Origin of the sequence: Nonomuraea sp. NPDC050153 (assembly GCF_044460125.1) — a bacterium.
Taxonomy (GTDB): Bacteria; Actinomycetota; Actinomycetes; order Streptosporangiales; family Streptosporangiaceae; genus Nonomuraea.
In genome coordinates, this window is sequence record NZ_JBITJQ010000004.1 from 227,649 (window position 1) to 249,667 (window position 22,019).

General features: G+C 71.9%; 17 protein-coding genes. 5 read left to right on the forward strand and 12 right to left on the reverse strand.

From position 1 onward, the window contains the following. Positions 1-20 precede the first annotated feature (20 nt). The 8 genes from prmC to thrC form a co-directional block, all read right to left on the reverse strand. The gene (gene prmC / locus ACIBQ1_RS13145) at positions 21-875 is read right to left on the reverse strand and encodes a peptide chain release factor N(5)-glutamine methyltransferase (RefSeq protein ID WP_397277094.1); all 855 of its coding nucleotides are present in this window, start codon (positions 873-875) and stop codon (positions 21-23) included. Beyond that, positions 872-1,924 carry a peptide chain release factor 1 gene (gene prfA / locus ACIBQ1_RS13150; RefSeq protein ID WP_397277095.1) on the reverse strand — a complete coding sequence of 351 codons (1,053 nt, stop codon included), beginning with the start codon at positions 1,922-1,924 and terminating at the stop codon, positions 872-874. Before prfA ends, prmC begins: the two co-directional genes overlap by 4 nt. Positions 1,925-2,011: 87 nt before the next feature. Continuing rightward, a complete protein-coding gene (rpmE, locus tag ACIBQ1_RS13155; RefSeq protein ID WP_127940219.1) occupies positions 2,012-2,230 on the reverse strand; it encodes a 50S ribosomal protein L31 in 219 nt (72 codons plus the stop codon). 118 nt (positions 2,231-2,348) lie between these two features. Beyond that, positions 2,349-2,984, reverse strand: coding sequence for a response regulator (locus tag ACIBQ1_RS13160; protein WP_397277097.1), 636 nt, complete (start codon positions 2,982-2,984; stop codon positions 2,349-2,351). A 39-nt stretch (positions 2,985-3,023) separates the two neighbouring features. Continuing rightward, a complete protein-coding gene (locus ACIBQ1_RS13165; protein WP_397277099.1) occupies positions 3,024-4,289 on the reverse strand; it encodes a sensor histidine kinase in 1,266 nt (421 codons plus the stop codon). A gap of 162 nt (positions 4,290-4,451) precedes the next feature. Then, complete coding sequence (gene rho, locus ACIBQ1_RS13170; RefSeq protein ID WP_397277101.1) at positions 4,452-6,497, reverse strand: transcription termination factor Rho; 2,046 nt, start codon at positions 6,495-6,497, stop codon at positions 4,452-4,454. A 456-nt stretch (positions 6,498-6,953) separates the two neighbouring features. Continuing rightward, the gene (gene thrB / locus ACIBQ1_RS13175) at positions 6,954-7,880 is read right to left on the reverse strand and encodes a homoserine kinase (protein ID WP_397277102.1); all 927 of its coding nucleotides are present in this window, start codon (positions 7,878-7,880) and stop codon (positions 6,954-6,956) included. 14 nt (positions 7,881-7,894) lie between these two features. Continuing rightward, the gene (thrC, locus tag ACIBQ1_RS13180; RefSeq protein ID WP_397277104.1) at positions 7,895-8,953 is read right to left on the reverse strand and encodes a threonine synthase; all 1,059 of its coding nucleotides are present in this window, start codon (positions 8,951-8,953) and stop codon (positions 7,895-7,897) included. Between the two features lie 158 nt (positions 8,954-9,111). On the opposite strand from thrC, the gene ACIBQ1_RS13185 reads away from it, so the two are divergent. Next, positions 9,112-10,605, forward strand: coding sequence for a glycosyltransferase family 2 protein (locus ACIBQ1_RS13185; protein ID WP_397277105.1), 1,494 nt, complete (start codon positions 9,112-9,114; stop codon positions 10,603-10,605). A gap of 45 nt (positions 10,606-10,650) precedes the next feature. Here the strand turns inward: ACIBQ1_RS13185 and ACIBQ1_RS13190 are convergent, their stop codons facing one another. After that, positions 10,651-12,297, reverse strand: coding sequence for a glycosyltransferase (locus ACIBQ1_RS13190; RefSeq protein WP_397277107.1), 1,647 nt, complete (start codon positions 12,295-12,297; stop codon positions 10,651-10,653). Next, positions 12,294-13,367: a glycosyltransferase family 2 protein gene (locus ACIBQ1_RS13195; RefSeq protein WP_397277108.1), complete on the reverse strand. Its 1,074-nt coding sequence runs from the start codon at positions 13,365-13,367 to the stop codon at positions 12,294-12,296. Before ACIBQ1_RS13195 ends, ACIBQ1_RS13190 begins: the two co-directional genes overlap by 4 nt. 222 nt (positions 13,368-13,589) lie before the next feature. On the opposite strand from ACIBQ1_RS13195, the gene ACIBQ1_RS13200 reads away from it, so the two are divergent. Genes ACIBQ1_RS13200 through ACIBQ1_RS13215 form a run of 4 tightly spaced genes read left to right on the forward strand, consistent with a single transcriptional unit; the run spans position 13,590 to position 19,232 of the window. Further along, positions 13,590-14,027 carry a hypothetical protein gene (locus tag ACIBQ1_RS13200; RefSeq protein ID WP_397277109.1) on the forward strand — a complete coding sequence of 146 codons (438 nt, stop codon included), beginning with the start codon at positions 13,590-13,592 and terminating at the stop codon, positions 14,025-14,027. Beyond that, a complete protein-coding gene (locus ACIBQ1_RS13205; protein ID WP_397277111.1) occupies positions 14,024-15,523 on the forward strand; it encodes a glycosyltransferase in 1,500 nt (499 codons plus the stop codon). The genes ACIBQ1_RS13200 and ACIBQ1_RS13205 overlap by 4 nt, the downstream gene beginning before the upstream one ends. Then, positions 15,520-17,529: a glycosyltransferase gene (locus tag ACIBQ1_RS13210; protein WP_397277112.1), complete on the forward strand. Its 2,010-nt coding sequence runs from the start codon at positions 15,520-15,522 to the stop codon at positions 17,527-17,529. Before ACIBQ1_RS13205 ends, ACIBQ1_RS13210 begins: the two co-directional genes overlap by 4 nt. Further along, positions 17,526-19,232, forward strand: a complete 1,707-nt coding sequence (locus ACIBQ1_RS13215) for a glycosyltransferase (protein ID WP_397277114.1) — start codon at positions 17,526-17,528, stop codon at positions 19,230-19,232. Before ACIBQ1_RS13210 ends, ACIBQ1_RS13215 begins: the two co-directional genes overlap by 4 nt. Here the strand turns inward: ACIBQ1_RS13215 and ACIBQ1_RS13220 are convergent. Both ACIBQ1_RS13220 and lysA read right to left on the reverse strand, forming a co-directional pair. Then, complete coding sequence (locus tag ACIBQ1_RS13220) at positions 19,229-20,518, reverse strand: homoserine dehydrogenase (RefSeq protein WP_397277115.1); 1,290 nt, start codon at positions 20,516-20,518, stop codon at positions 19,229-19,231. The genes ACIBQ1_RS13215 and ACIBQ1_RS13220 overlap by 4 nt on opposite strands. Beyond that, the gene (lysA, locus tag ACIBQ1_RS13225; RefSeq protein ID WP_397277117.1) at positions 20,515-21,897 is read right to left on the reverse strand and encodes a diaminopimelate decarboxylase; all 1,383 of its coding nucleotides are present in this window, start codon (positions 21,895-21,897) and stop codon (positions 20,515-20,517) included. Before lysA ends, ACIBQ1_RS13220 begins: the two co-directional genes overlap by 4 nt. Between the last annotated feature and the right edge of the window lie 122 nt (positions 21,898-22,019).

A 22,019-nucleotide genomic window follows, 5' to 3' on the forward strand; every position in this document is an offset into this window, starting at 1 on the left:
TCACCTCGCTCGCATGGATCCTAGTCCTGGCCCAGCCGGGCCGTGACGAAGCGGTCCCTTCTGGCGAGGTCCTGGCGAAGGCGCACGTCGCGCCAGCCGTTGTCCTCCGGGAACGTCAGATAGACCGCCCTGCCCTGCTCGTCGGCGTGCTCGACGGCCACCCAGCCGCCGGGCCGCAGCAGGCGGCGGGCCGTACGCTCGACCGCGCGCACCTCGCCCAGCCCGTCGTCGCCGGAGCCGAACAGCGCCCTGGAGGGGTCGTAGTCGCGCACCTCGGGGTCGCGCGGGATCGCGCCCGGCGGGATGTAGGGCGGGTTGGAGATGACCAGGTCGACCTTGCCGTTGAGCTCGGGCAGCGCCTCCGCCAGGTCCTCGGGGTGCAGGTGGGTGCGCCCCTGGCCGAGCTCGGAGATGTTGCGCTTGGCCCACGTGTACGCCTCGGGATCGACCTCCACGGCGTGGACCTCGGCCAGGGCCACCTCCTGGGCGATCGACAGCGCGATCGCGCCCGAGCCGGTGCCGAGATCGACGACGAGCGGGGCGTTGACGTCCATCTCGCGCAGCGTCTCGATGGCCCAGCCCGCCACCACCTCGGTCTCGGGCCGGGGCACGAACACGCCGGGGCCGACCGCCAGCTCGAGGTAGCGGAAGTAGGCGTGGCCGGTGATGTGCTGCAGCGGCTCGCGGGCCTCGCGCCTGGCCACGCCCTCCCAGAACAGCGCGTCGAAGTCGGAGTCCTTGACCGTGTGGAGCTCGCTCCTGCGCACGCCGTGGACGAACGCCGCGATCTCCTCAGCGTCGGTGCGCGGTGAGGGAACACCTGCCTCGGCCAGCCGGGCGGTGGCGAGGGCGATCTCGTCCAGCAGAAATGTCATGAGTGTTGTGCGAGCTTCTCCGCCAACTCGGCGTCGATGAGGGCCTGGGTGACGGCGTTGAGCTCACCGTCGAGAACCTGGTCGAGGTTATACGCCTTGAAGCCGACCCGGTGGTCGGAGATGCGGTTTTCCGGGAAGTTGTAGGTGCGTACGCGCTCGGAGCGGTCGACCGTGCGGACCTGCGACTTGCGCTCGGCCTGCGCGGCGGCCTCGGCCTGCTCCTGCGCGATGACCAGCAGCCGGGCCCGCAGGATGCGCAGGGCCGACTCCTTGTTCTGGAGCTGGCTCTTCTCGTTCTGGCAGGAGACGACCACGCCGGTGGGCAGGTGGGTGATGCGGACCGCCGAGTCGGTGGTGTTGACGCTCTGGCCGCCGGGACCGCTGGAGCGGTAGACGTCGATGCGCAGGTCGTTGGGGTCGATCTGGACGTCGACGTCTTCAGCCTCGGGGTAGACGAGCACGCCCGCGGCGCTGGTGTGGATGCGGCCCTGCGACTCGGTGACGGGCACCCGCTGCACGCGGTGGACGCCGCCCTCGTACTTGAGCCTGGACCACACGCCCTCGTCGCCCTTGGCCTTGATGCCGACCGTGACGTCCTTGTAGCCGCCCAGGTCGGAGGGCTGGCTGTCGATGACCTCGGTCTTCCAGCCGAGCCGCTCGGCGTATCTCAGGTACATCCGCAGCAGGTCGCCGGCGAACAGCGCGGACTCCTCGCCGCCCTCGCCCGCCTTGATCTCCATGATGATGTCCTTGTCATCGTTGGGATCGCGCGGGATGAGCAGGTGCCTGAGCCTCTCCTCAAGCTGGGGGATGCGCTCCTCCAGCTCGGCCGCCTCGGCCGCGAACCCCTCGTCCTCACCGGCCAGCTCCTTGGCGGCGGTCAGGTCGTCGCGCGTCGAGTCCAGCTCGCGGTACGTCGTGACGATCGGCGTGAGCTGCGAGTATCGCCTGCCGAGAGTGCGGGCCTTGCTCTGGTCCGCGTGCACGGCGGGGTCGGCAAGCTGCAACTCCAGCTCGGAATACTCCTTGAGCAACTCGTCGAGGTTCACCGTGGGTCCTTCGGTCGGGGTTCACGCCTTCACACTGACAACGCCGGCCCAGCGCACGGGCGTGCGTCGGGGCCGGCGTCGGTGAAGCTACTTGCCCGTGGCCTTCTTGCCGAAGCGCTTCTCGAAGCGGGCCACCCGGCCGCCGGTGTCGAGGATCTTCTGCTTGCCGGTGTAGAACGGGTGGCAGGCAGAGCACACGTCGGCGTGGATGACGCCGTTCTTGGCGGTGCTACGGGTGGTGAACGTGTTACCGCAGGAGCAGGTGACCTGCGTCACGTTGTAGTCAGGGTGGATGTCGCGCTTCATCGCTGTCCTTTCGGGGTGCGGCCGCCGGGTCGCCGTCACGGCGTGAACCGGAACCGCTAAATGGTCAGCTACCAGTGTGCCAGATCGTCCAACCATCCCAGGCCATCGCGCATTCCCGTCAGCGGCCCAGATAGGTGAGCACGGCCAGCACGCGGCGGTGATCCTCGGGCGCCGGCCCCAGTGCCAGCTTGGCGAAGATGCCGGAGATGTGCTTCTCCACCGCGCCTTCCGTGACGACCAGCCTGGCGGCGATGGCGGTGTTGGAGCGGCCCTCGGCCATCAGGGCGAGCACCTCGCGCTCGCGGGGCGACAGCGAGTCGAGCGGGGCGCCCCGCCGCTGGCGGCTCAGCAACTGCACGACGACCTCGGGATCGATGACCGTGCCGCCCGCCGCCACCTGCCGCACCGTCTCCAGGAACTCGGCCACGTCCGCCACCCGCTCCTTCAGCAGGTAGCCGACGGCCTTGCCGATGAGGTCGCCGGCGTAGCGCTCCTCGACGTACTGCGACAGGACCAGGATCGGGAAGTCCGGCCTGGCCACGCGCACCTGCAGCGCCGCCCGCAGGCCCTCGTCGGTGTGGGTCGGCGGCATGCGTACGTCGACGATCGCCAGGTCGGGCTCGTGCTCCAGGACTGCGGACACGAGCGCGGCCCCGTCGGAGACGGCCGCGACGGTCTCGATGCCGCCGTCGGCGAGCAGGCGCGCGAGCCCCTCGCGCAGCAGTACGGAGTCCTCGGCGATGACCACGCGCATGGCCACATGACTACCATTCGCGGGCCCGCTCCGCACGGGCTACCACTCGCAGGGCAGTTCCGCGCGCACGAGGGTGGACCCGCCCACGGGGCTGTGCAGGACGAGCACGCCGTCGATGGTGGCCGCCCGGTCGGCCAGCCCCGACAGGCCGCCTCCCGGGCACAGGACGGCCCCGCCGATGCCGTTGTCCCACACGTCCACGACCACGCCGCGATGGTCCCTGATCACCGTCACCGACGCCTCGGTGGCGCCGGAGTGCTTGGCCATGTTGGTCAGGCTCTCGGCCACGATGAAGTACGCGATGCTCTCGACCGCGGCGGGCGGCCGGTCCCGCAGCTCGACGGAGACGTCCACGCGGATGGGGGCCCGTGCGGCCAGCCCCGACAGCGCCGCGTCCAGGCCGCGGTCGCTCAAGATCGCCGGGTGGATCCCCCTGGCCAGGTTGCGCAGCTCGGCGATGGCGGCCTTCGTGCCCGCGTGGGCCTGCGCGATGAGCATCCTGGCCTCCTCCGGCTCGCTGTCGAACTTCGACTGCGCCCGCCCCAGGTCCACCGCCACCGACAGCAGCCGCTGCTGCGCGCCGTCGTGCAGGTCCCGCTCGATCCTGCGCCGCTCCGCCTCCGCGGCGTCGATCCCTCTGGCCCTGCTGGCCCTCAGCCGCTCCTCCTGGCTGCCGCCGAGCAGCACCGTCGCCAGCGTCCCGTGCAACCAGGCCATCCCGCGTACGAGGTATGCCGCGAGCACGAACAGCAGCGCCCCGAAGACCATGGCGACGACGGAGCCCGGCCAGCTGTCGATGGTGAGCTCGCTGTAGACGCCCGCGGCCACCCACAGCGACATCAGGAGAGGCTGGATGATCAGCAGCACCGCCGTGAACCACAGCATGACCGACACCGCGGTCTCGACCAGGCCGAGCGGCAGCAGCATCAGCAGGTATCCCAGGTCCTGCCAGGTGGCCGCGTCCCCCAGCAGCCAGCGGAGATGCGCGCCCACCCCGCGTTCTGGCCTCGGCCGGTACGGGTCGGCGATCTTCACGCCGAACGCCGCGTGCATCAGCCGCCTCTCCAGCATCGCCCCGCCGCGCCACACCAGCACCGTGGCCATCACCAGCGGCACGCCCACCCAGACGACGGTCAGCGTGAGCGAGAGAGGCAGGGCGACGGACAGCAGGACGAACCAGCCGATCCCGGTCAATCCCGTGATCAACAGGTACGGCGCCGCCCGCCACGTCATCGGGTCCACCACGATCCCCAGCGGGCCCTTGGCCCCGAACGGCACGCGGTCCTTCAACGCGACTGATCGCATGCCCTTAGAGTGCCCTCGAAAGGCGCCGCCGTGAATCCGGAAGGCAGCCGTCGCCGGGGTAGGGCTGTCCCCCCTCCCGCACCCCAACGAACCCCCGTGCGCACGAAAGCACGAGAGGGGCGGCACGGGGAGAAACCCCTTGCCGCCCCTCCCGAGGAGCCGCTAGTCGCGGTCGTTGCTCACCGTGGTCTTCTGGACCTGCAGGAGGAACTCCGCGTTGGACTTGGTCTCCTTCATCTTCTCCAGGAGCAGCTCAAGCGCCTGCTGCATGTCGAGCGCGTGCAGCACCCGGCGCAGCTTCCAGACGATCTGGAGCTCGTCCTTGCCCATGAGGATCTCTTCCTTACGCGTGCCGGACGCGTCGACGTCCACCGCGGGGAAGATCCGCTTGTCGGCCAGGGAGCGGTTGAGCTTGAGCTCGGCGTTGCCGGTGCCCTTGAACTCCTCGAAGATGACCTCGTCCATCTTGGACCCGGTCTCGACCAGGGCCGTGGCGAGGATCGTCAGCGAGCCGCCGTTCTCGATGTTGCGCGCGGCGCCGAAGAACCGCTTGGGCGGGTAGAGCGCCGTGGAGTCGACACCACCCGACAGGATGCGCCCGGACGCCGGGGCCGCCAGGTTGTAGGCGCGGCCGAGGCGGGTGATCGAGTCGAGCAGGACGACCACGTCGTGGCCCAGCTCCACCAGGCGCTTGGCCCGCTCGATGGCGAGCTCGGCGACCGTGGTGTGGTCCTCGGCGGGACGGTCGAAGGTCGAGTGGATGACCTCGCCCTTGACCGACCGCTGCATGTCGGTGACCTCTTCAGGCCGCTCGTCCACGAGCACGACCATCAGGTGGCACTCGGGGTTGTTGCGGGTGATCGCGTTGGCGATGGCCTGCAGCACCATCGTCTTACCGGCCTTGGGCGGCGAGACGATGAGACCGCGCTGGCCCTTGCCGATCGGCGACACGAGGTCGATGATCCGCGTGGTCAGGATGTTCGGCTCGGTCTCGAGGCGCAGGCGCTCCTGCGGGTAGAGCGGCGTCAGCTTGTTGAAGTCAGGCCGGTTGCGGGCCTGGTCCGGGTCCATGCCGTTGACGGTGTCGAGGCGGACCAGGGCGTTGAACTTCTCGCGCCGCTCGCCGTCGCGGGGCTGCCGGACGGCGCCGGTGATGACGTCGCCCTTGCGCAGGCCGTTGCGGCGGATCTGGGCGAGCGAGACGTAGACGTCGTTGCTGCCCGGCAGGTAGCCGCTGGTCCTGACGAACGCGTAGTTGTCGAGGATGTCCAGGATGCCGGCGATCGGGATGAGCACGTCGTCGTCGCCGATGACGGGCTCGCCGCCGCCCTCGAAGCGGTCGCGGCCACGGCCACGGTTGCGCTCCCTGAAGCGGCCCCGCCGGCCGCGCCCGCCGCGGTCGTCGTCGTCGCTGCCGCCACCGCGCTGGTCACGCTGGTCACGCTGGTCACCGCGCTGGTCGCTGCGGCCCGCGTCGGCGGCGCGCTCGCGCTGCTCGCCACGGCCGCCGTCACGAACGCTGTCACGCCCGCCGTCACGGATGCCGTCGCGCCCGCTGTCACGGACGCTGTCACGGACGCCGTCACGAACGCTGTCGCGGCTGCTCTCGCCCCGGCCGCCCTCACCGCGGTCGCTGCCGGCGCGGTCGCCCCGCTCGCGGCGCTCGCCACGGCTGCGGCGCTCGCGACGGCTCTCGCCGCGCTCGGCGCGCACTTCGCCCTGGCCGCTCTCCACGACCTGGGCCTGCGGCTCCGCGACCGTCTCCGCCGGAGCGGCGGCCGCGACGGGCTCGGGGGCCGCGGCCACGGGCTCCGCCGGCTGCGCGACGGGCTGGGGCGCGGGCTCCTCGACGGTCTTGACGCGGGAACGTTCCCTGCGCGTACGGGTGGGCCGCTCGGCGGCCGGGGCCGCCTCGGCCGCAGCCGCGGCGGGCGCCTCGGCGGCCGGCGCGGAAGCCGGTGCGGCCTCGCCGGGACCGCCACCCTGCTTCTCCTGGATGGCCGCGATGAGCTGGCTCTTCCGCATGCGCCCGGTCCCGCTGATGCCCAGCTCCGCTGCCATTTTCTGCAGCTCGGGCAGCACCTTGGCGGACAGGCCGGTGCCGGAGCGACGCGCACGGGTGGTCTTGGCCGGTGCGCGGGTGGGGGTGTCGCCGGACGCCGGCTCAGCGCCTGATGCGTCGGAGAGGAGTTCGGTGGTGTCGCTCAACTAAAAGGTCCTTCCCAGGGGTCGGGCGCCGGTTTCGTTCTTCCGGGCGTCCCGGAGGTGCTTGCGATCCGGCGGGACAGACCGGGTCGGGGTGCACTCTGCGATCTTCGGCTGTCGCTGTGGACGGCCGCCACTCTTGGGGAGGGGCTCGTCCAAGCGGCCACATGGCCGTGGCGCGTGGCTGACACCCCCCAGATTGCTGTCGCCAACCAGATGTCGATGTGATCGAACGCGCAGGTCCCCGTCGTCGCCGCCTCGTTTCGAGCCAACCGGGTGTGGGCCAACCGGAGGCAACGGAGTCCGGGGAGACAGCCGCGCTGCTCACGCCTCGCGACGTGAAGCATGATGCAGCGATGTGTGGCTGACAAGCACGCACCCACCAAGGGGGCATCTGGTGCGGCTACCAGCCTAACATCACCAGCGCACACGGCTATTCCCTGAAGGTCTAAAGAGGCATCAGCGTGTCTCGGGGAACTGAACGTTCGCACCAACCGGGTCGACGTCCATTTGCTGGATGTGCCAGTCATTACCCACTTCTGGCGCGATCAAATCCTGCGTATCCGATGTCGAAAACGCAAGAACCGTGGGACCCGCTCCCGAAACGACCGCGGGCACGCCCACTGCACGGAGACGTTCTACCAGATCCGCGGTGTCCCGCATCGCAGGCGCGCGGTAGTGCTGGTGGAGTCGGTCTTCGGTGGCGGCGAGCAGAAGCCCTGGCTCCGGCCGCTGGGTGAGCGCCGCGATCAGCAGCGCAGCCCTGCCGGCGTTGAACGATGCGTCCTTGTGGGGCACGTCCTTCGGCAGCAGGCCCCGCGCGGTCTCCGTGGCCAGCCGCGTCGCAGGAACGATCGCGACCGGGCGGATGCGCTCGTCGGGAACCAGTTTCACCATATGCGGCGCGCCGGACTGGTCATGCCAGGCCACGGTCAGCCCGCCCGCCAGGCAGGGGGCGACGTTGTCGGGATGGCCTTCTATCTCGGTGGCCAGCGCGAAAACATCGTCATCGGAAAATCGCCCGCGCTCAGAAAGTTGTTCGCCCTCAGCCAAAGCGCGGGCCGCCAGGATGCCCGCGCAGAGGGCCGCCGACGAGGATCCCAGCCCGCGCGCGTGCGGAATCCTGTTACGGCAGCGCAGCCGTATCCCGCTGGGCTGGGCGATCCCCATGCGGTCGAACGTGGCCCGCATCGCCCTGACGATCAGGTGGCCCTCTCCGAGATCGAGCTCGCCCGCCCCCTCGCCCTCGACGGTGACGCGGACCCCGGACTCGTCGGTGAGCGCGGCCTCGACGTCGTCGTACAGGCTCAGCGCCAGCCCGAGCGCGTCGAAGCCGGGACCCAGGTTCGCCGAGGTGGCGGGCACGCGAATCTCAACGGTCCGCACAGAAAAACTCCCTGTCAGGCGAGGTTGAGCGCCGCCGCGGCGGCGTGGACGTCGATGGGGATGACGACGGGCGCGGGCGCGCCCGAGATCGCCCAGTCGGGGTCCTTCAGCCCGTTGCCCGTGACCGTGCAGACGATGCGCTGACCCGGGTCGACCAGCCCCTGGGCGTGGGTCTGCAGGAGCCCCGCGACGCCGGCGGCCGAGGCCAGCTCCACGAACACGCCCTCCTCCTGCGCCAGCAGCTTGTACGCCGCCGCGATCTGCCGGTCGGTCACCGCCTGGATGACGCCGCCCGACTCGTCGCGCGCCGCGGTGGCCAGCGACCAGGAGGCCGGGTTTCCGATGCGGATGGCGGTGGCGATCGTGTGCGGATGGGAGACGGGCGCGCCCTGGACGATCGGCGCCGCGCCGCTGGCCTGGAAGCCGAACATGCGTGGCCGCTTGGCCGCCACGCCGTCGGCCGCGTACTCCTGGTAACCCATCCAGTACGCCGAGATGTTGCCCGCGTTGCCCACCGGGATGCAGTGGATGTCGGGCGCGTCGCCCAGCGTGTCGACGATCTCGAACGCGGCCGTCTTCTGGCCCTGCAGCCGGAACGGGTTGACCGAGTTGACCAGCGCGATCGGGTAGCTGGACGACAGCTTGCGGGTCATCTCGAGACAGTCGTCGAACGACCCCTCGACCTGCAGCAGCGTGGCGCCGTGCACGAGCGCCTGGGCCAGCTTGCCCATGGCGATCTTCCCCCGGGGCACCAGCACGGCGCAGGTCAGCCCCGCGCGCACGGCGTAGGCCGCGGCCGACGCCGAGGTGTTGCCGGTGGAGGCGCAGATGACCGCCTTGGCCCCCTCCTCGACCGCCTTGCTGATGGCCATGGTCATGCCGCGGTCCTTGAAGCTGCCCGTCGGGTTGGCCCCCTCGACCTTCAGGTAGACGTCGCACCCCGTGAGCGCGGACAGGCGGTTCGCGGGGACCAGGGGCGTGCCACCCTCGAGCAGGGTGATGACGGGCGTCTTCGGAGTGACAGGAAGACGCTCGCGGTATTCCTCGATGAGGCCACGCCACGACCTGCTCATGATGACTCCCTACCTGCGGTGTTGGGCACAGAGTGTACGGGGTGCGCCGTCCCGCCGCCGATCCGCGTCCACCCGCCGGACACATCCATTGGACAGGGGCGCTATTCAGGAAATTCTCAGCATCTCCCGATAAGGTCTCGGGGCAGGGGGTCACCACCATGGACGCGCGTCCTGCTTTGAGGCAGAACGACTATTCACCGATCGCGGCGCCGGAGCTCGGCACCTGGTCACCCGCCCTTTCCGTGAGCGTGGTGATACCCGCTCACGGCGGGCAGGACCGGCTCGACCTGACACTCGCGGCGCTGGCGGCGCAGACGTACCCGGACCATCTCATGGAGGTCCTGGTCGTCGACGACGGCAGCGAGCCTCCCATCCGCCTGCCCGAGATCCGGCCGGCCAACACCCGCGTCGTACGCGTGCGCGACGGCTGGGGCATCTCCAACGCCGTCAACACCGGCGCCAAGGCCGCCGACGGCGAGATCATCCAGCGTCTCGACGCCGACATGGTGGCCTGCCGCGAGCACATCGAGGCCCTGGCCCGCTGGCACCACGTGACGGACTACCTCGTCACCATCGGGATGAAGAAGTTCGTGGACGCGCCGCCGGTCACGCCGCGGCAGGTCTACCAGGCGGGACACCTGGGAGAGCTGTTCGACCTGGCCGGTGCCGTGTCCAGCTCCACCGAGGCGACGATCGCCAAGACCGACGGGCTGCGCAAGAGCCGCAATCCGTACCACGTGTGCACGGGGCCGACCTTCGCCCTGCCCCGGGAGGTCTTCCACGCTGTGGGCGGTCTCGACCCGAACGTGGCGCGGGGCGAGGACACCGAGTTCGCCTACCGGCTGGCCATGCACGGCGTGGTGTTCGTCCCGGACCTGGACGCGCAGGCCGTGCACCTGGGGCTGCCCGCGCAGCACCGCGACAGGGAACGCGCCGTGCGGGCCGTGGAGCCGTACCTGGCGCACCGGATCCCGCTGCGCAGGGACCTGCGCAAGGACCGGGCGCGGCGGTGGCTGGTGCCGTACGTGGAGATCGTGCTCGACGTCACCGACACCTCCGAGTCGGTCGTGCGGCAGGCGGTGGCGGCGGCGCTGGACGGCAAGCTGCAGGACGTGGTCGTGACGCTGGAGGGGCCGTGGTCGCGGCTGGGCTCCGGGCGCCGGTCCGTCCTGTCGGATCCGTGTTTCGAGCTGCGGCTGATGCGCGACCTGTTCGCGCACGACGAACGCATCCGCCTGATCGACGAGGCCGCCCCCACGCCCGCGCCCACGCCGTTCCGCTACCGCGGGCCGGTCGACGTGCCGCTGCACCGGGCGACGCTGGAGCGCATGATCGAGTCGGTGCAGAAGGATCTCACCGGCGTGCTGATCGTCGACCTGCCCGACGGGCGCACGGCCCGGCTGGAGCGCACCTCCGCCCTCGGCCGCGCCGTCCTCCTGTCCGACCCGGGGGCCGACGACGTGGACGACCTCATCGCCACGACCCATGGCGTACGCCACGAGCCGCCGGACCGCTTCTGGCCCGCGCCCACGCAGCCCGACCCGGTCACCATCCCCGCGCCGGCCCCGTCCACCGCCCCGGTGACGCTCTCGGTGCCGCCGCCGGAGAACACGCTGCTGCGCCGCCTCAGGTCCGCCCTCCGCCCCAACTGACCCTCCCGCACGACGCGCGCACACCGCCGCGCAAGGCGGGACGGGTCAGTCGCGCAGTCCTTTGCGCAAGGCGCGTTTCATGGTCGACGACACCAGGCCCCGGAGGCTCCGCTGGACGCGTTCGGCGGCGGCCACCTGGCGGCGCAGCGTGCCGACCTCGCGCCGCAGCTCCACGGTCGACTTGCGCCAGCGCCCCGCCTCGTCCCGCCACTTGGCCACCTGGGCGCGCAACCGCTCGGCCTCCTTGGCCAGCCGTGCCGCCTCTGCCTGCGCCTCCAGCCGCGCCCGGTAGGCCCCCCGCCGCCCGAGCAGCGCCCCCGCCTCGGTCGTGAACCCGTACGTCTCCCCCTCCACCCAGGTCACGCCCGACACCGAGTCCACCGCGTCGTCCAGATCCTCCCCCGGCGCCAGCACGATGCGGGCCCGGGCGAAGGCGGACGCGCGTTCCAGGCGGGCCGCCGCGACACCCTGGGACGACTCGTGGAGCAGCACGTTCACCAGGCCGAGCCCCTCGTCGCGGGCCAGGTCGAGCAGGCGGGCGAGGGAGTCCTCGCCCGGGACCCAGCCGGGCGGCAGGCGCAGCACGAAGGGCACGGCCGGGTCGACGGACTCGGTGGCGGACAGGCGTACCCGGCCTTCGTGCCGGTAGTGGCCCTGGACCAGCACCAGGTCGAGGCCGGGGTCGTGCAGCGGCGCGCGGCGGTCGCGGTCGAGGGTGTCCCAGGGCCCGAGGACGAGCACGGACAGGTCGGGCACGGTGCCGGCGAGCAGCGCGTCCACCGTCGCCCGCACCTGGTCGTAGCCCGCCGTGCCGTCCACCACCACGGTGACGTACGGCACCTTCCACTGCCGCCCGGGGTGCCCCCGGAGCCAGCGGTAGGCCGGGATGCGGTCGGCCACGAACGCGTGGCTCACCCGGTCGATCGGTTGTTTGCCGCGCATCCGCATGGTGGGCCCGAGGTGGTAGGCGCGGGCCGAGGGCTCCGGCACGAAGACGGCGCCCGCCTGGCCGAGCCGGTAGCCCATCTCGGTGTCCTGGCCCAGGACCAGCTCGTCGTCCATCGGCCCGGCGGCCTCGACCAGCCGGGCGTTGACCGAGGTCGCGCCCCCGACGTGCAGGCTGAACGGGCGCTGGGGGTTGTCGGTGAGGCCGCCGGTGCGCTCGACGAGGTCGACGATCCAGGCGTGCGGCGCCGCGGGTTCGAAGTATCCCTCCAGGTCGTCGGGCAGCTCGCCGGGCGGCTCCGCGTCGGTGAAGCGGATGTAGCCGGTGACGACCAGGTAGGGGGCGGCGTGGTGCCAGCGCATGTGGGCCTCGATCGCGCCCGGGGTGAGCACCACGTCGGAGTCTAGCCAGTGGATCACGTCGCCGGTGGCCGCGGCCAGCCCGGCGTTGCGGGCGTTGGCCCGGCCCGGCGTCCCGCAGACGATCAGGCGGGTCAGCTCGGGGCGGACGGCGGGCAGGCGCAGCGGGGGCGCGCTGCCGTTGTCGACCACGATGACCTCGATCAGCTCCGCCGGGTACGTCTGCCCGGCCAGCCCGGCGAGCGCCAGGTCGAGCTTGTCCTGCCCGCCGTAGGCCGGGACGACCACGCTGACGGTGAGCTCCGGGACGAGGTCTTCGGGGAGGGGTTCGAGGCTGCGGTAGTCGTTGCCGCGCACTCTGGCCGCGCCGGCGACATGCGTGGTCATGCGGCTTCCATCAGCAGGCTCGGGCGGAAGCCGCGCCACTGGTTGGCGGCCACCTTGAGGAAGTGGGCGAGGGGCAACTGCCAGGTGTGCTCGTCGCCGAGCCCCCGGCGCAGGACGTAGCCCAGCCCATGGGTCCGGTAGACGCGCGCGCCTGCCTTTTGCGCTGCTTTGAGAAACTCGAGATCGACTGCCCGCGATAACCCAGGAAATCCCCCAATTTCCTGAAATTTCTCCCGAGAAATCAAGATCGTCCCTCCGGCCACATGATCGGCCCACACCTCGCTCGGATACGCCGCCCCACTCGCGAACGTCGTCCGCCTCACCGTGGCCCGCAGCGGCTCCAGGTAGAAGAACTCGGCCGTCGTCCCCACCACGTCGGCCCCCGAGTACGCCAGCGCCATGAGCAGATCGCCCAGATGGCGCGGCCCGTACCAGTCGTCGTCATCCCATTTCACCAGGTAGTCGCCGCGCGCCAGGGCCGCCACCCGGTTGAGCACCTCGCCGAACGGGACCGCCCGCGGGACCTCGATCCATTTCACGGGCAGCGAACACGACTCGACCGCCTCCCGCACCTCCTCGAAGCCCACCCCGTGCAGCCCGAGCACCACCTCGGCCTCGACGTCCCGCTGCCGGCCCATCTGGGCCAGCGCCGACCCCACCATCCCCGGCCGCCTGCTGGACATCACGATGCTGACCTTCGGCCGGGAGGCCGGGTGCGCCAGGCGGCGCAGCCGTACGCTGTGCTCCTCCCGCCGCAGGTCGGCCAGCGATCGCGCGGTCCCGTCGGCCGCGTGGCCGAGCCAGTCGCGGTCGGTGAGCAGCGCGGCGAGGTCAGCGGGCACCCAGGGCGCGGCGTGGTCGGCGGTCAGCGGCACCCCGGCGGCGGCCAGCGCCAGCAGCCCCTCCAAGGGCACCTCGGCGGCGGGCCACTCGATCTCCAGACCGCGCAGCGGGCGCAACGCGGGCACGTCGGGGCGCTGGCCCTCCACCGCCCAGCCGTCGTACGTCCAGTGCAGGCGGGCCAGCCCCTTCTCCGGCGTACGCGCGAAGCCACAAGGGGTGATGGACATGGGCCTCCTTGGGACTTGGTCGGCGCCTACCTTACGCCCGTTTTACTGAGCGGTAGACGCGGCCACCACATTCGGCAGGCCCGGCGGCGCAGGTGAAGCAGAGATGATTCTCAGTTTTCCTCCAGGAAGCTATGGCACGGTAGGTGCCGTTGTTTATTAAGGTGTCAATAATCCCCTGATGTCCTCGACGCCTCTGATGTTCCAAACGAAAGGTATGCGCGGATGCTCTCGCCCCGCCGACTGGCAGCGACCGCCGCACTCCTCGCAGCTCTCACCGCCGTAGTGCTCGTGCTGCTCGTCGTCGCCGGTCTGATCACTCTCGGCGCGGCGGCGACCACAGTGGCCTTCCTGGTCACGCTGGCGGCCCTCGCCTTCCTCGTGCTCACCGTCCGCCGCCTCGACGGCAAGGCGCACCGGATCGATCTGCGGATCAAGAAGTACGAGGCCGAGCTGACCAGGACCACGACCGCTCTCAAGAACATCGAGACCAGGCTGGACCTGCTGGTGCAGGCCGTCGAGGACTCCGCGGGGCGGCGGGCCGACGACCTCGGCGCGATCCTGGCCTCGCTCGGGGAGGACCGGGTCAACGCCATGGCGCGGGCGCGAGAGGTGGAGGAGCTGCGCGCGGAGGTTCGCGCGCTGGCCAGGGACTCCGTATGACGCGGGTCCGGCACAACGACTACGGGGCGCTGACCCCGCCGGCGGTGGGGGCGTGGGAGCCCTCGCTGCGGGTCTCCGTGGTCATCCCGGCCTACAACTGCGCGGAGGCGCTGGAACGCACGGTTCCGGCGCTGGCGCGGCAGACGTACCCGGCCGAGCTGGTCGAGATCGTGGTCGCGGACGACGGCAGCGAGCCGCCGCTGGAGGTGGCGGGCGCGCGGGTCGTACGGGTGGCCGACGGGTGGGGACGCGGCGCGGCCAGGCAGACCGGGCAGCTCGCGGCCACCGGGGACGTGATCCACTGGCTCGACTCCGACATGCTCCTCGCGGACGACCACATCGAGGCGCACATGCGCTGGCACCACCTGATCGACCACGCGGTGGTGATCGGGGACATCCGCTTCGTCGAGGAGCCGGGCGAGGAGGGCGTCCGGTCCGAGTACACGCGCAGGACCCTGGAGTCGAGCAGGTGGCTCAAGGACGCGGGCATGAGCGCGTACCTGCTGCACACGGGCGCGTCCACGTCCGTACGGGCCGAGCTGCTGCGCGCGGCGGGCGGCGTGGACCTGTCCCTGAACATGGCGGAGGACACCGAGCTCGGCTACCGGCTGGCGCAGGCGGGGGCGGTGTTCATCCCCGACGCGCAGGCCAGGGCCTGGCACGTCGGGTCCTCCACGGTGATGCTGCGGGAGAAGGAGGTGCACCGGCACAACTGGTCCTATCTGGGCGATCTCATCCCCGACCTGCGCTGGCTGCGCAGCCATCCCAGGCGTCACTGGCGCGTGCCGTACGTGCGGGTCGCCGTGGCGGCGACCACCTACGAGCAGACGCGGGCGACCGTCGACTCGGCCCTCGCGGGCACCCTCACCGACGCGGCCGTCACCATCGTCGGCCCCTGGGGCAAGCTGACCGGCGAGCGCCGCTCCAGCCTCGACGACCCCCTCCTCGACCTGCGCCTGCTGCACAATCTCTACGCGCACGAGCCCCGGGTCGTGTTCGCGGAGAGCGTACCCGCCTCCGCCGCGCCCGCCCCCTTCCTGCTGCACGTGCCCTCCGGGTGGACGCTGGGCGCCGACACGCTTGCCAGGCTCGTCCGCCACGCGGACGGCGACCTGCTCGGCCTGGTCAGCGTCGCGCTGTCGGAGGCCGCGGCCGGGGTCGTGGCCGCCCGCCTGGAGCGCACGGCCGCCTTCTCCCGCGCCGCGCTCCACGGGGGCCCGGCAGACGACCTGGTGCACGAGATGTTCGGGTCGGAGTGGGTCAGCGGCGGCGAGTACGGGTTCGCGGTGGCGGAGGAGGCCGAGCCGCTGGCCGGCGAGCCCGCGAAGTGGCGGGCGCTGGCCGGGGAACGGCTGCGGGAGGTCAAGGAGCTGCGGGCGGAGGTGGACCGGCTCGCCGCCGAGGTCGAGCGGCTGTCCGCCGCGCCGCCCGCCGACGAGCCGGCCGAGCGCGGCGGGCTGAGCTCGCTGATCAGGCACCTGCGGAGCGCCGGATGATCCGTCAGCTGCTGGCGGAGCTGCCCGGAGCACGTGTCTTCTTCGCCGGGATCGACGACGTCGCCCCGCTGTATGCCGCTCCCGCCCGCGCCTCCACGGCGAGCCGGCCCTCCGCGCAGGCCCGGGAGGTCGTGGACCTCGACCGGGACCTGCTGGAGCCGCCCGCCGAGGCCGAGCAGGTGGACGAGGTCCTCGTCCTCGCCAGGACACCGGCCGACCTGCGCAGGATCGCGACCCTGCACAAGCTGCTGCCGCAGGCCGAGCGGGTGGTCGTGGCCGTGCTCGACACGCCCGCCGCCCACCCCGCGCCGGTCCCCACTCCCACTCCCGCGCACCGGTGGCGGTCTTTGACGGATCTGCGGGTCTACCAGCCCAAGAACCGGATCTGGGTGGTCGACGCCCGGTTCTCCGCCTCCACGCCCGCGGGCCGCACCGTGGCCGCGACCGCGCGGGCGTTCGCGGGCCACCGCCTCGACGTGATCGCGGCCCCGGCGGCGGCGATCGCGGGCGTCGGGGCGGCCGCCTGGCGCCCCGGCGACCCCAACGCGACGCCCGCCGAGGTGACGGGGCCGGTGCCGGAACGGGTCGGCGCGCCGGGCAGCGACGTGGTCCTGCGCACCCTCGGCCACCCGTCGGTGGAGCACCCCACCTCGGGCGAGACCGCCCCGGCGCAGGTCGACGACCCGGCCGACGACGCGGAGACCGTGGAGTGGGCCGGGGACGAGACGCCCATCGAGCGGCCGACGTTGCACGCGGTGAGCTGGGAGCACCTCGGAAGGCCGGGCATGGCCGGCTCGCCGCTGGCCGACCCCGACGTGCTCGGCGAACCCTCCATGGTCCCTCCGGTGGACGAACGCCTCGTGAATCCCCAGGGTTTCGTCACCACCCCGTCCCGGGGCATGGCCTCCCTGGTGGAGCGGGACGGCCGGTGGTCGGTGGTGCTGGACGACAAGGTCGTGACGTCGTTCGCCGAGTCCGGCGGGGTCACCGACGCCGACGTGGCCAGGCTCCGCCAGATCCGCGGCGTCGAGGTGGACTGGCGGCACGCGCACAGCGGCCCCCTGGCCGCCGTACGGGTGCTGACCGGCCTGGCCGCCGCCGGGGTGCCGCTGCGCGCGGAGGCCGTGCCGCGCTGGGCGGGCGCGCTCGGGGACGAGATCATCGAGCTCGTCGAGCGCTGCCCGGATCTCTCGGACGAGCTCAGGCGCGAGGAGCACAGCATCCGCCTGCGCCGCGCCGCGCTCCGTACGCACGGCGTCGCGGCGAGGTGGGAGCAGCTCGGCGCGCCCGCCCCCGCTCCCCCGCTCACCTCGGTCCTGCTGGCCACCCGCCGCACCGACATGGTGTCGTTCGCCCTGGACCAGGTCGCCCGCCAGCGCGGCGCCGAGCTGGAGGTGATCCTCGCCCTGCACGGCGTCCCCAAGGGCCATCCGGAGGTGGCCAAGGCGATCGAGGCGTTCGAGGGCTCGCTGACCGTGTTCGAGGCCGATCGCCAGGACGTGTTCGGCGAGGTGCTGAACCACGCGGCCGCCATGGCCTCGGGTTCGTTCCTGCTGAAGATGGACGACGACGACTGGTACGGCCCCGACTTCCTGGCCGACCTGCTGCTGGCGCATTCGTACTCGGGCGCGCAGGTGGTGGGCACGGTGCCGGAGTTCGTGTACCTGTCCTCGATCGACGTCACCGTGCACCGCAAGCAGGTCACCGAGCAGATCACCAGCTTCGTCGCCGGGGGGACGATCCTGGTGGAGCGCTCGGCCTTCCAGGCGGTGGGCGGGTTCCGGCCGTTGCGGCGCTCGGTGGACACCCAGTTCCAGGAGGCCCTGCAGGCGGCGGGCGGCCAGATCTACCGTACGCACGGGCTCGGCTACATCCTGCGCAGGGGCCCGGCGGCCAACCACACGTGGCAGGAGCCGATCGGGACGTTCCTGCAGCGCAACAGGCGGCAGTGGCGCGGCTTCCGCCCGAACGCCCTCATGGCCCTGGACGGGAGCAGGTCCGCATGACCGGCATCCCCCGCATCCGCCGCAACGACTTCGGCGTGCTCGCCCCGCCCGCCCTGGGCGCCTGGGAGCCCACGCTCACCGTCACCGTCGTCATCCCGGCCCACGACCGCCAGGAGACCCTGAACCTCACCCTGGCGGCCCTGTCCGCCCAGAGCTACCCCGAGCACCTGCTCGACGTCATCGTCGTGGACGACGGCAGCACCACCCCGCTCCACCTGCCCGAGCTCGTGCCGGCCAGGACCAAGCTGATCTCCAGCCCGCCGGGGGGCTGGGGCCGGGCCTGGGCCCTTCAGGCGGGCCTGGACGCCGCGACCGGCGAGGTCGTCTTCGTCCTGGACGCCGACATGGTCCCGCACCGGCGGCACGTGGAGGCCCAGCTCCGCTGGCACCACCTGGCCCCGTACGTGGTGGCCCTGGGCTGGATCGACTTCACCGCCGCCACCGACCTCCCGACGCAGGAGCGGGTGCGCCAGGCGCTGGAGTCGGACGAGGAGGGCGCGCTCTTCCCCCTGTCACCGCACCGCCACGACTGGGCCGAGCAGATCATCGATGACCACGACGGCCTGCGTACCGCCCCCAGCTCCCTGGCGACCCGCATCCACGTGGGCGCGACGGCGTCGTACCCGGCCGAGCTCCTGCGCTCGATCGGCGGTCTGGACACGTCCCTGGTGCTGGCCGAGGACACCGAGCTGGGCTACCGGCTCACCCAGGCGGGCGTGGTGTTCGTCCCGGACCCGGACTCCCGCGCCTGGCACGTGGGGCTGCCGACGGCGATGCGCGAGTTCGAGGCGCTGAAGCGCTACAACGACCCTTACGTCGCCGACCGGGTCCCCTACCGCCGCTACCTCCGCACGGACCCGGGCCGCCAGTGGCTGGTGCCGTACGTGGACGCGACGGTGCCGGCGGGCCCGTACGAGGACACGCGGGCGACGGTCGACGGCCTCCTGGCCGGCACGATCCCGGACGTCCGGGTCACCGTCCCCGGCCCCTGGGAGTCGCTGAGCGAGGAACGCCGCTCCCCGCTCGCCGACCCGTGCCTCGACCTCCGCCTCATCCAGGCCAACTTCGCCGGCGACCCCCGCGTCCACCTGGCCTGCCCTCCGGAGGGGACGGCCCCGTTCCGGCTCTCGGTGCCGCCCGGCTGGGTCGCGTCGAAGGACACGGTGGAACGCCTGGTGGCCCACATGGAGGAGCACGACCTGGGCGCCCTCTGCGTGGCCCTGGAGGAGACGGAGCGGGGCGTCACGACAGCCAGGCTGGACCGAACGGCGGCCGAGTCCAGGGCCGCGCTGGTCGCCGCCCCGGACGACGAGTGGGACGACCTGATCGACGCCCTCTTCGGCCTGGAGTGGCTGGACGGGGAGAGCTGGGGCTTCAAGCGCCGCCCCGCCGTCTATCCGCCGCACAAGAGGCCGGTCCCGGAGCTCGACCGGCTGGCCGCCGAGCACGAGAAGAAGCTCGCCCTCTACCGCAAGCGCACCGCCGCCCTCCGCGCGGAGCTGGCGCAGCTGCGGCGGGAGGCGGGCAAGAACGGCAGGGACGCGACGCGCTGGCGCGAGAAGGCCGAGACCTGGCGCAGGGAGGCGGCCCGCCTCACCCGCGCCCAGAACCGCACGGTGCTCGAAAAAGCCGTCCGCAAGGTCCGCGACCTGGCCTTCCCCGCTGACTCCCCGGCGACCGACTCCCAGGCGCGAGAAGGCTAGTCGTCGCCCTCCACGCGCATCACGCCGGCCACGGCGCGGACGATGTCGAGCTCGCGCAGCCCCTCCATGGTCGCCGACAGGGCGGCGTCCGTGGCGCGGTGGGTGACGATGACGAGCTGGGCGTCGTCACCGTGGCCCTCCTGGCGCACGGTCTGGATCGACACGTCGTGCTTGGCGAACAGCTCCGCCACCCGCGCCAGCACACCCGGCTTGTCGGCCACGTCGAGCGCCACGTGGCAGCGCGTGACGGTGTCGCCCATGGGATGGGCCACCAGGTCGGCGTACGTCGACTCCTCCGGCCCGCGCGTGCCCGCCAGGCGGTTGCGGGCGACGGCCACCAGGTCGCCGAGGACCGCGGAGGCCGTGGGCGCCCCGCCCGCCCCCTTGCCGTAGAACATGAGCTGCCCCGCCGACTCCGCCTCCACGAAGACCGCGTTGTAGGCCTCCCGCACCCCGGCCAGCGGATGTGACCGCGGGATCATCGCCGGGTGCACCCGCACGCCGAACGAGCGGCCGTCCTCGGAGCGGGCGCAGATGGCCAGCAGCTTGATGACGTAGCCCATGGCCTTGGCCGAGGCCACGTCGGTGGCGGTGATCTCGGTGATGCCCTCGCGGTGCACCTCGGCGGCCGTGACGCGGCTGTGGAAGGCGAGCCCGGCCAGGATCGCGGCCTTGGCGGCGGCGTCGAAGCCCTCGACGTCGGCCGTCGGGTCGGCCTCCGCGTAGCCGAGCGTCTGGGCCTCCTCCAGGGCGTCGGTGAAGGACGCGCCCGTCGAGTCCATCTTGTCGAGGATGTAGTTGGTGGTGCCGTTGACGATGCCGAGCACGCGCTTGACGTGGTCGCCCGCCAGCGACTCGCGCAGGGGGCGCAGCAGCGGGATGGCGCCGGCCACGCTGGCCTCGAAGTAGAGGTCGCCGTTGCCCTGCCTGGCGGCCTCGTGCAGGGTGGCGCCGTCTTCGGCCAGCAGCGCCTTGTTGGCGGTGACCACGGACTTGCCCTTGGACAGGGCCGCGACGATCAGCGTGCGGGCGGGCTCGATGCCGCCGATGACCTCGATGACGATGTCGACGTCGTCGCGGGTGACCAGCGCCTCGGCGTCGGTGGTGAACAGCGACGGGTCCACCTCGACGTCGCGCTTGCGGCCGAGCCTGCGCACCGCGACCCCGGCCAGCTCCAGCGGGGCGCCGATGCGCGCGGCCAGGTCGGCGGCCTGCTCGTGCATGAGCCTGATGACCTGCGAGCCGACGACGCCACAGCCCAGCAGTGCCACTTTCAGCGGTTTCACAGCTGCCCCCTCAACAGGTCGTCCTCGGTCTCGCCCCGCACGATCACGCGCGCCTTGCCGCCGGAGACGGCGACCACGGCCGGCCTGGGCAGGTAGTTGTAGTTGTTGGCCAGCGACCGGCAGTAGGCCCCGGTGGCCGCCACCGCGATCAGGTCGCCGGGGGCGAGGTCGGCGGGCAGGTGGAAGTCGCGCACGATGATGTCGCCGCTCTCGCAGTGCTTGCCGACCAGGCGGCTGAGCATGGGCTCGGCGGTGCTCTCGCGGCTGGCCAGCACCGCGGTGTAATCGGCGCCGTAGAGCGCGGTGCGCACGTTGTCGCTCATGCCGCCGTCGATGCTCACGTACGTGCGCAGGCCCTCGACGTCCTTGACGGTGCCGACCGAGTAGAGGGTGATGCCGCCGGGCCCGACGACGGTGCGCCCCGGCTCCACGGTCAGCCTGGGCACGGGCAGGCCGGCGTCCGTGCACACCTTGGTGACGATCTCGCGCAGCCCGTCGGCCAGCTCCTTGATGTCGGGCGCCTCGTCGCCCTCGACGTAGGCGATGCCGTAGCCGCCGCCGAGGTCGAGCTCGGGCAGCACGACGCCGTGCTCCTCCTTGATCTGCACCAGCAGCGCGGTCAGGCGCCTGGCCGCCACCTCGAACCCGGCCGTGTCGACGATCTGGGAGCCGATGTGCGAGTGCAGCCCGACGAGCTCCAGCTGCGGGAGGGCGAGGATCCGGCGTACGGCCTCCGCGGCCGCCCCGGTGTTGAGCGACAACCCGAACTTCTGGTCGTCGTGCGCCGTCGCGATGAACTCGTGCGTGTGGGCCTCGACCCCGGTGGTCACCCGGATCATCACCTTGGGCCGCTTGCCCAGCTGCTGGGCGAGGTGGCCGAGCCTGGCGATCTCCTCATACGAGTCGACCACCACGTGGCCGACCCCGACCTCCAGCGCCCTGGTCAGCTCGGCGACGGACTTGTTGTTGCCGTGCATCGTGATGCGCTCGGGCGGGAACCCGACGCTGAGCGCCACCGCCAGCTCGCCGCCGCTGGCCACATCGAGCCCGAGGCCCTCGTCGTGGAGCCAGCGCACGATCTCCTTGCACAGGAACGCCTTGCCGGCGTAGTGGACCTCGGAGCCGGCGAAGGCCGTGGCGTAGTCGCGCATGCGCGAGCGCACGTCGTCCTCGTCGAGGACGTAGAGCGGCGTGCCGTGCTCGCGGGCCAGATCGCGCACGTCCACTCCGCCGACAGTGAGCGCGCCATCGGTCCGGGTCGACGTTCGCGGCCAGATCGCGGGGTTGATCCGGTTGAGGTCGGCGGGCGCCAGCGGAGGGCGCTCGTGGGGCAGCATCTCGGCGTGCCGGTCCCCGGCGGGATGGACGAATCGACTCACCTGATCGAGGCTATCGGAACCGCAACAGAGCCATGACCCGGTGCCCACGTATCGAGACGCGATCAAGCTCCAGAAGGGATATTTTTACGATTCTTCGCCTTTTGGCCGAATATTTTGCAATC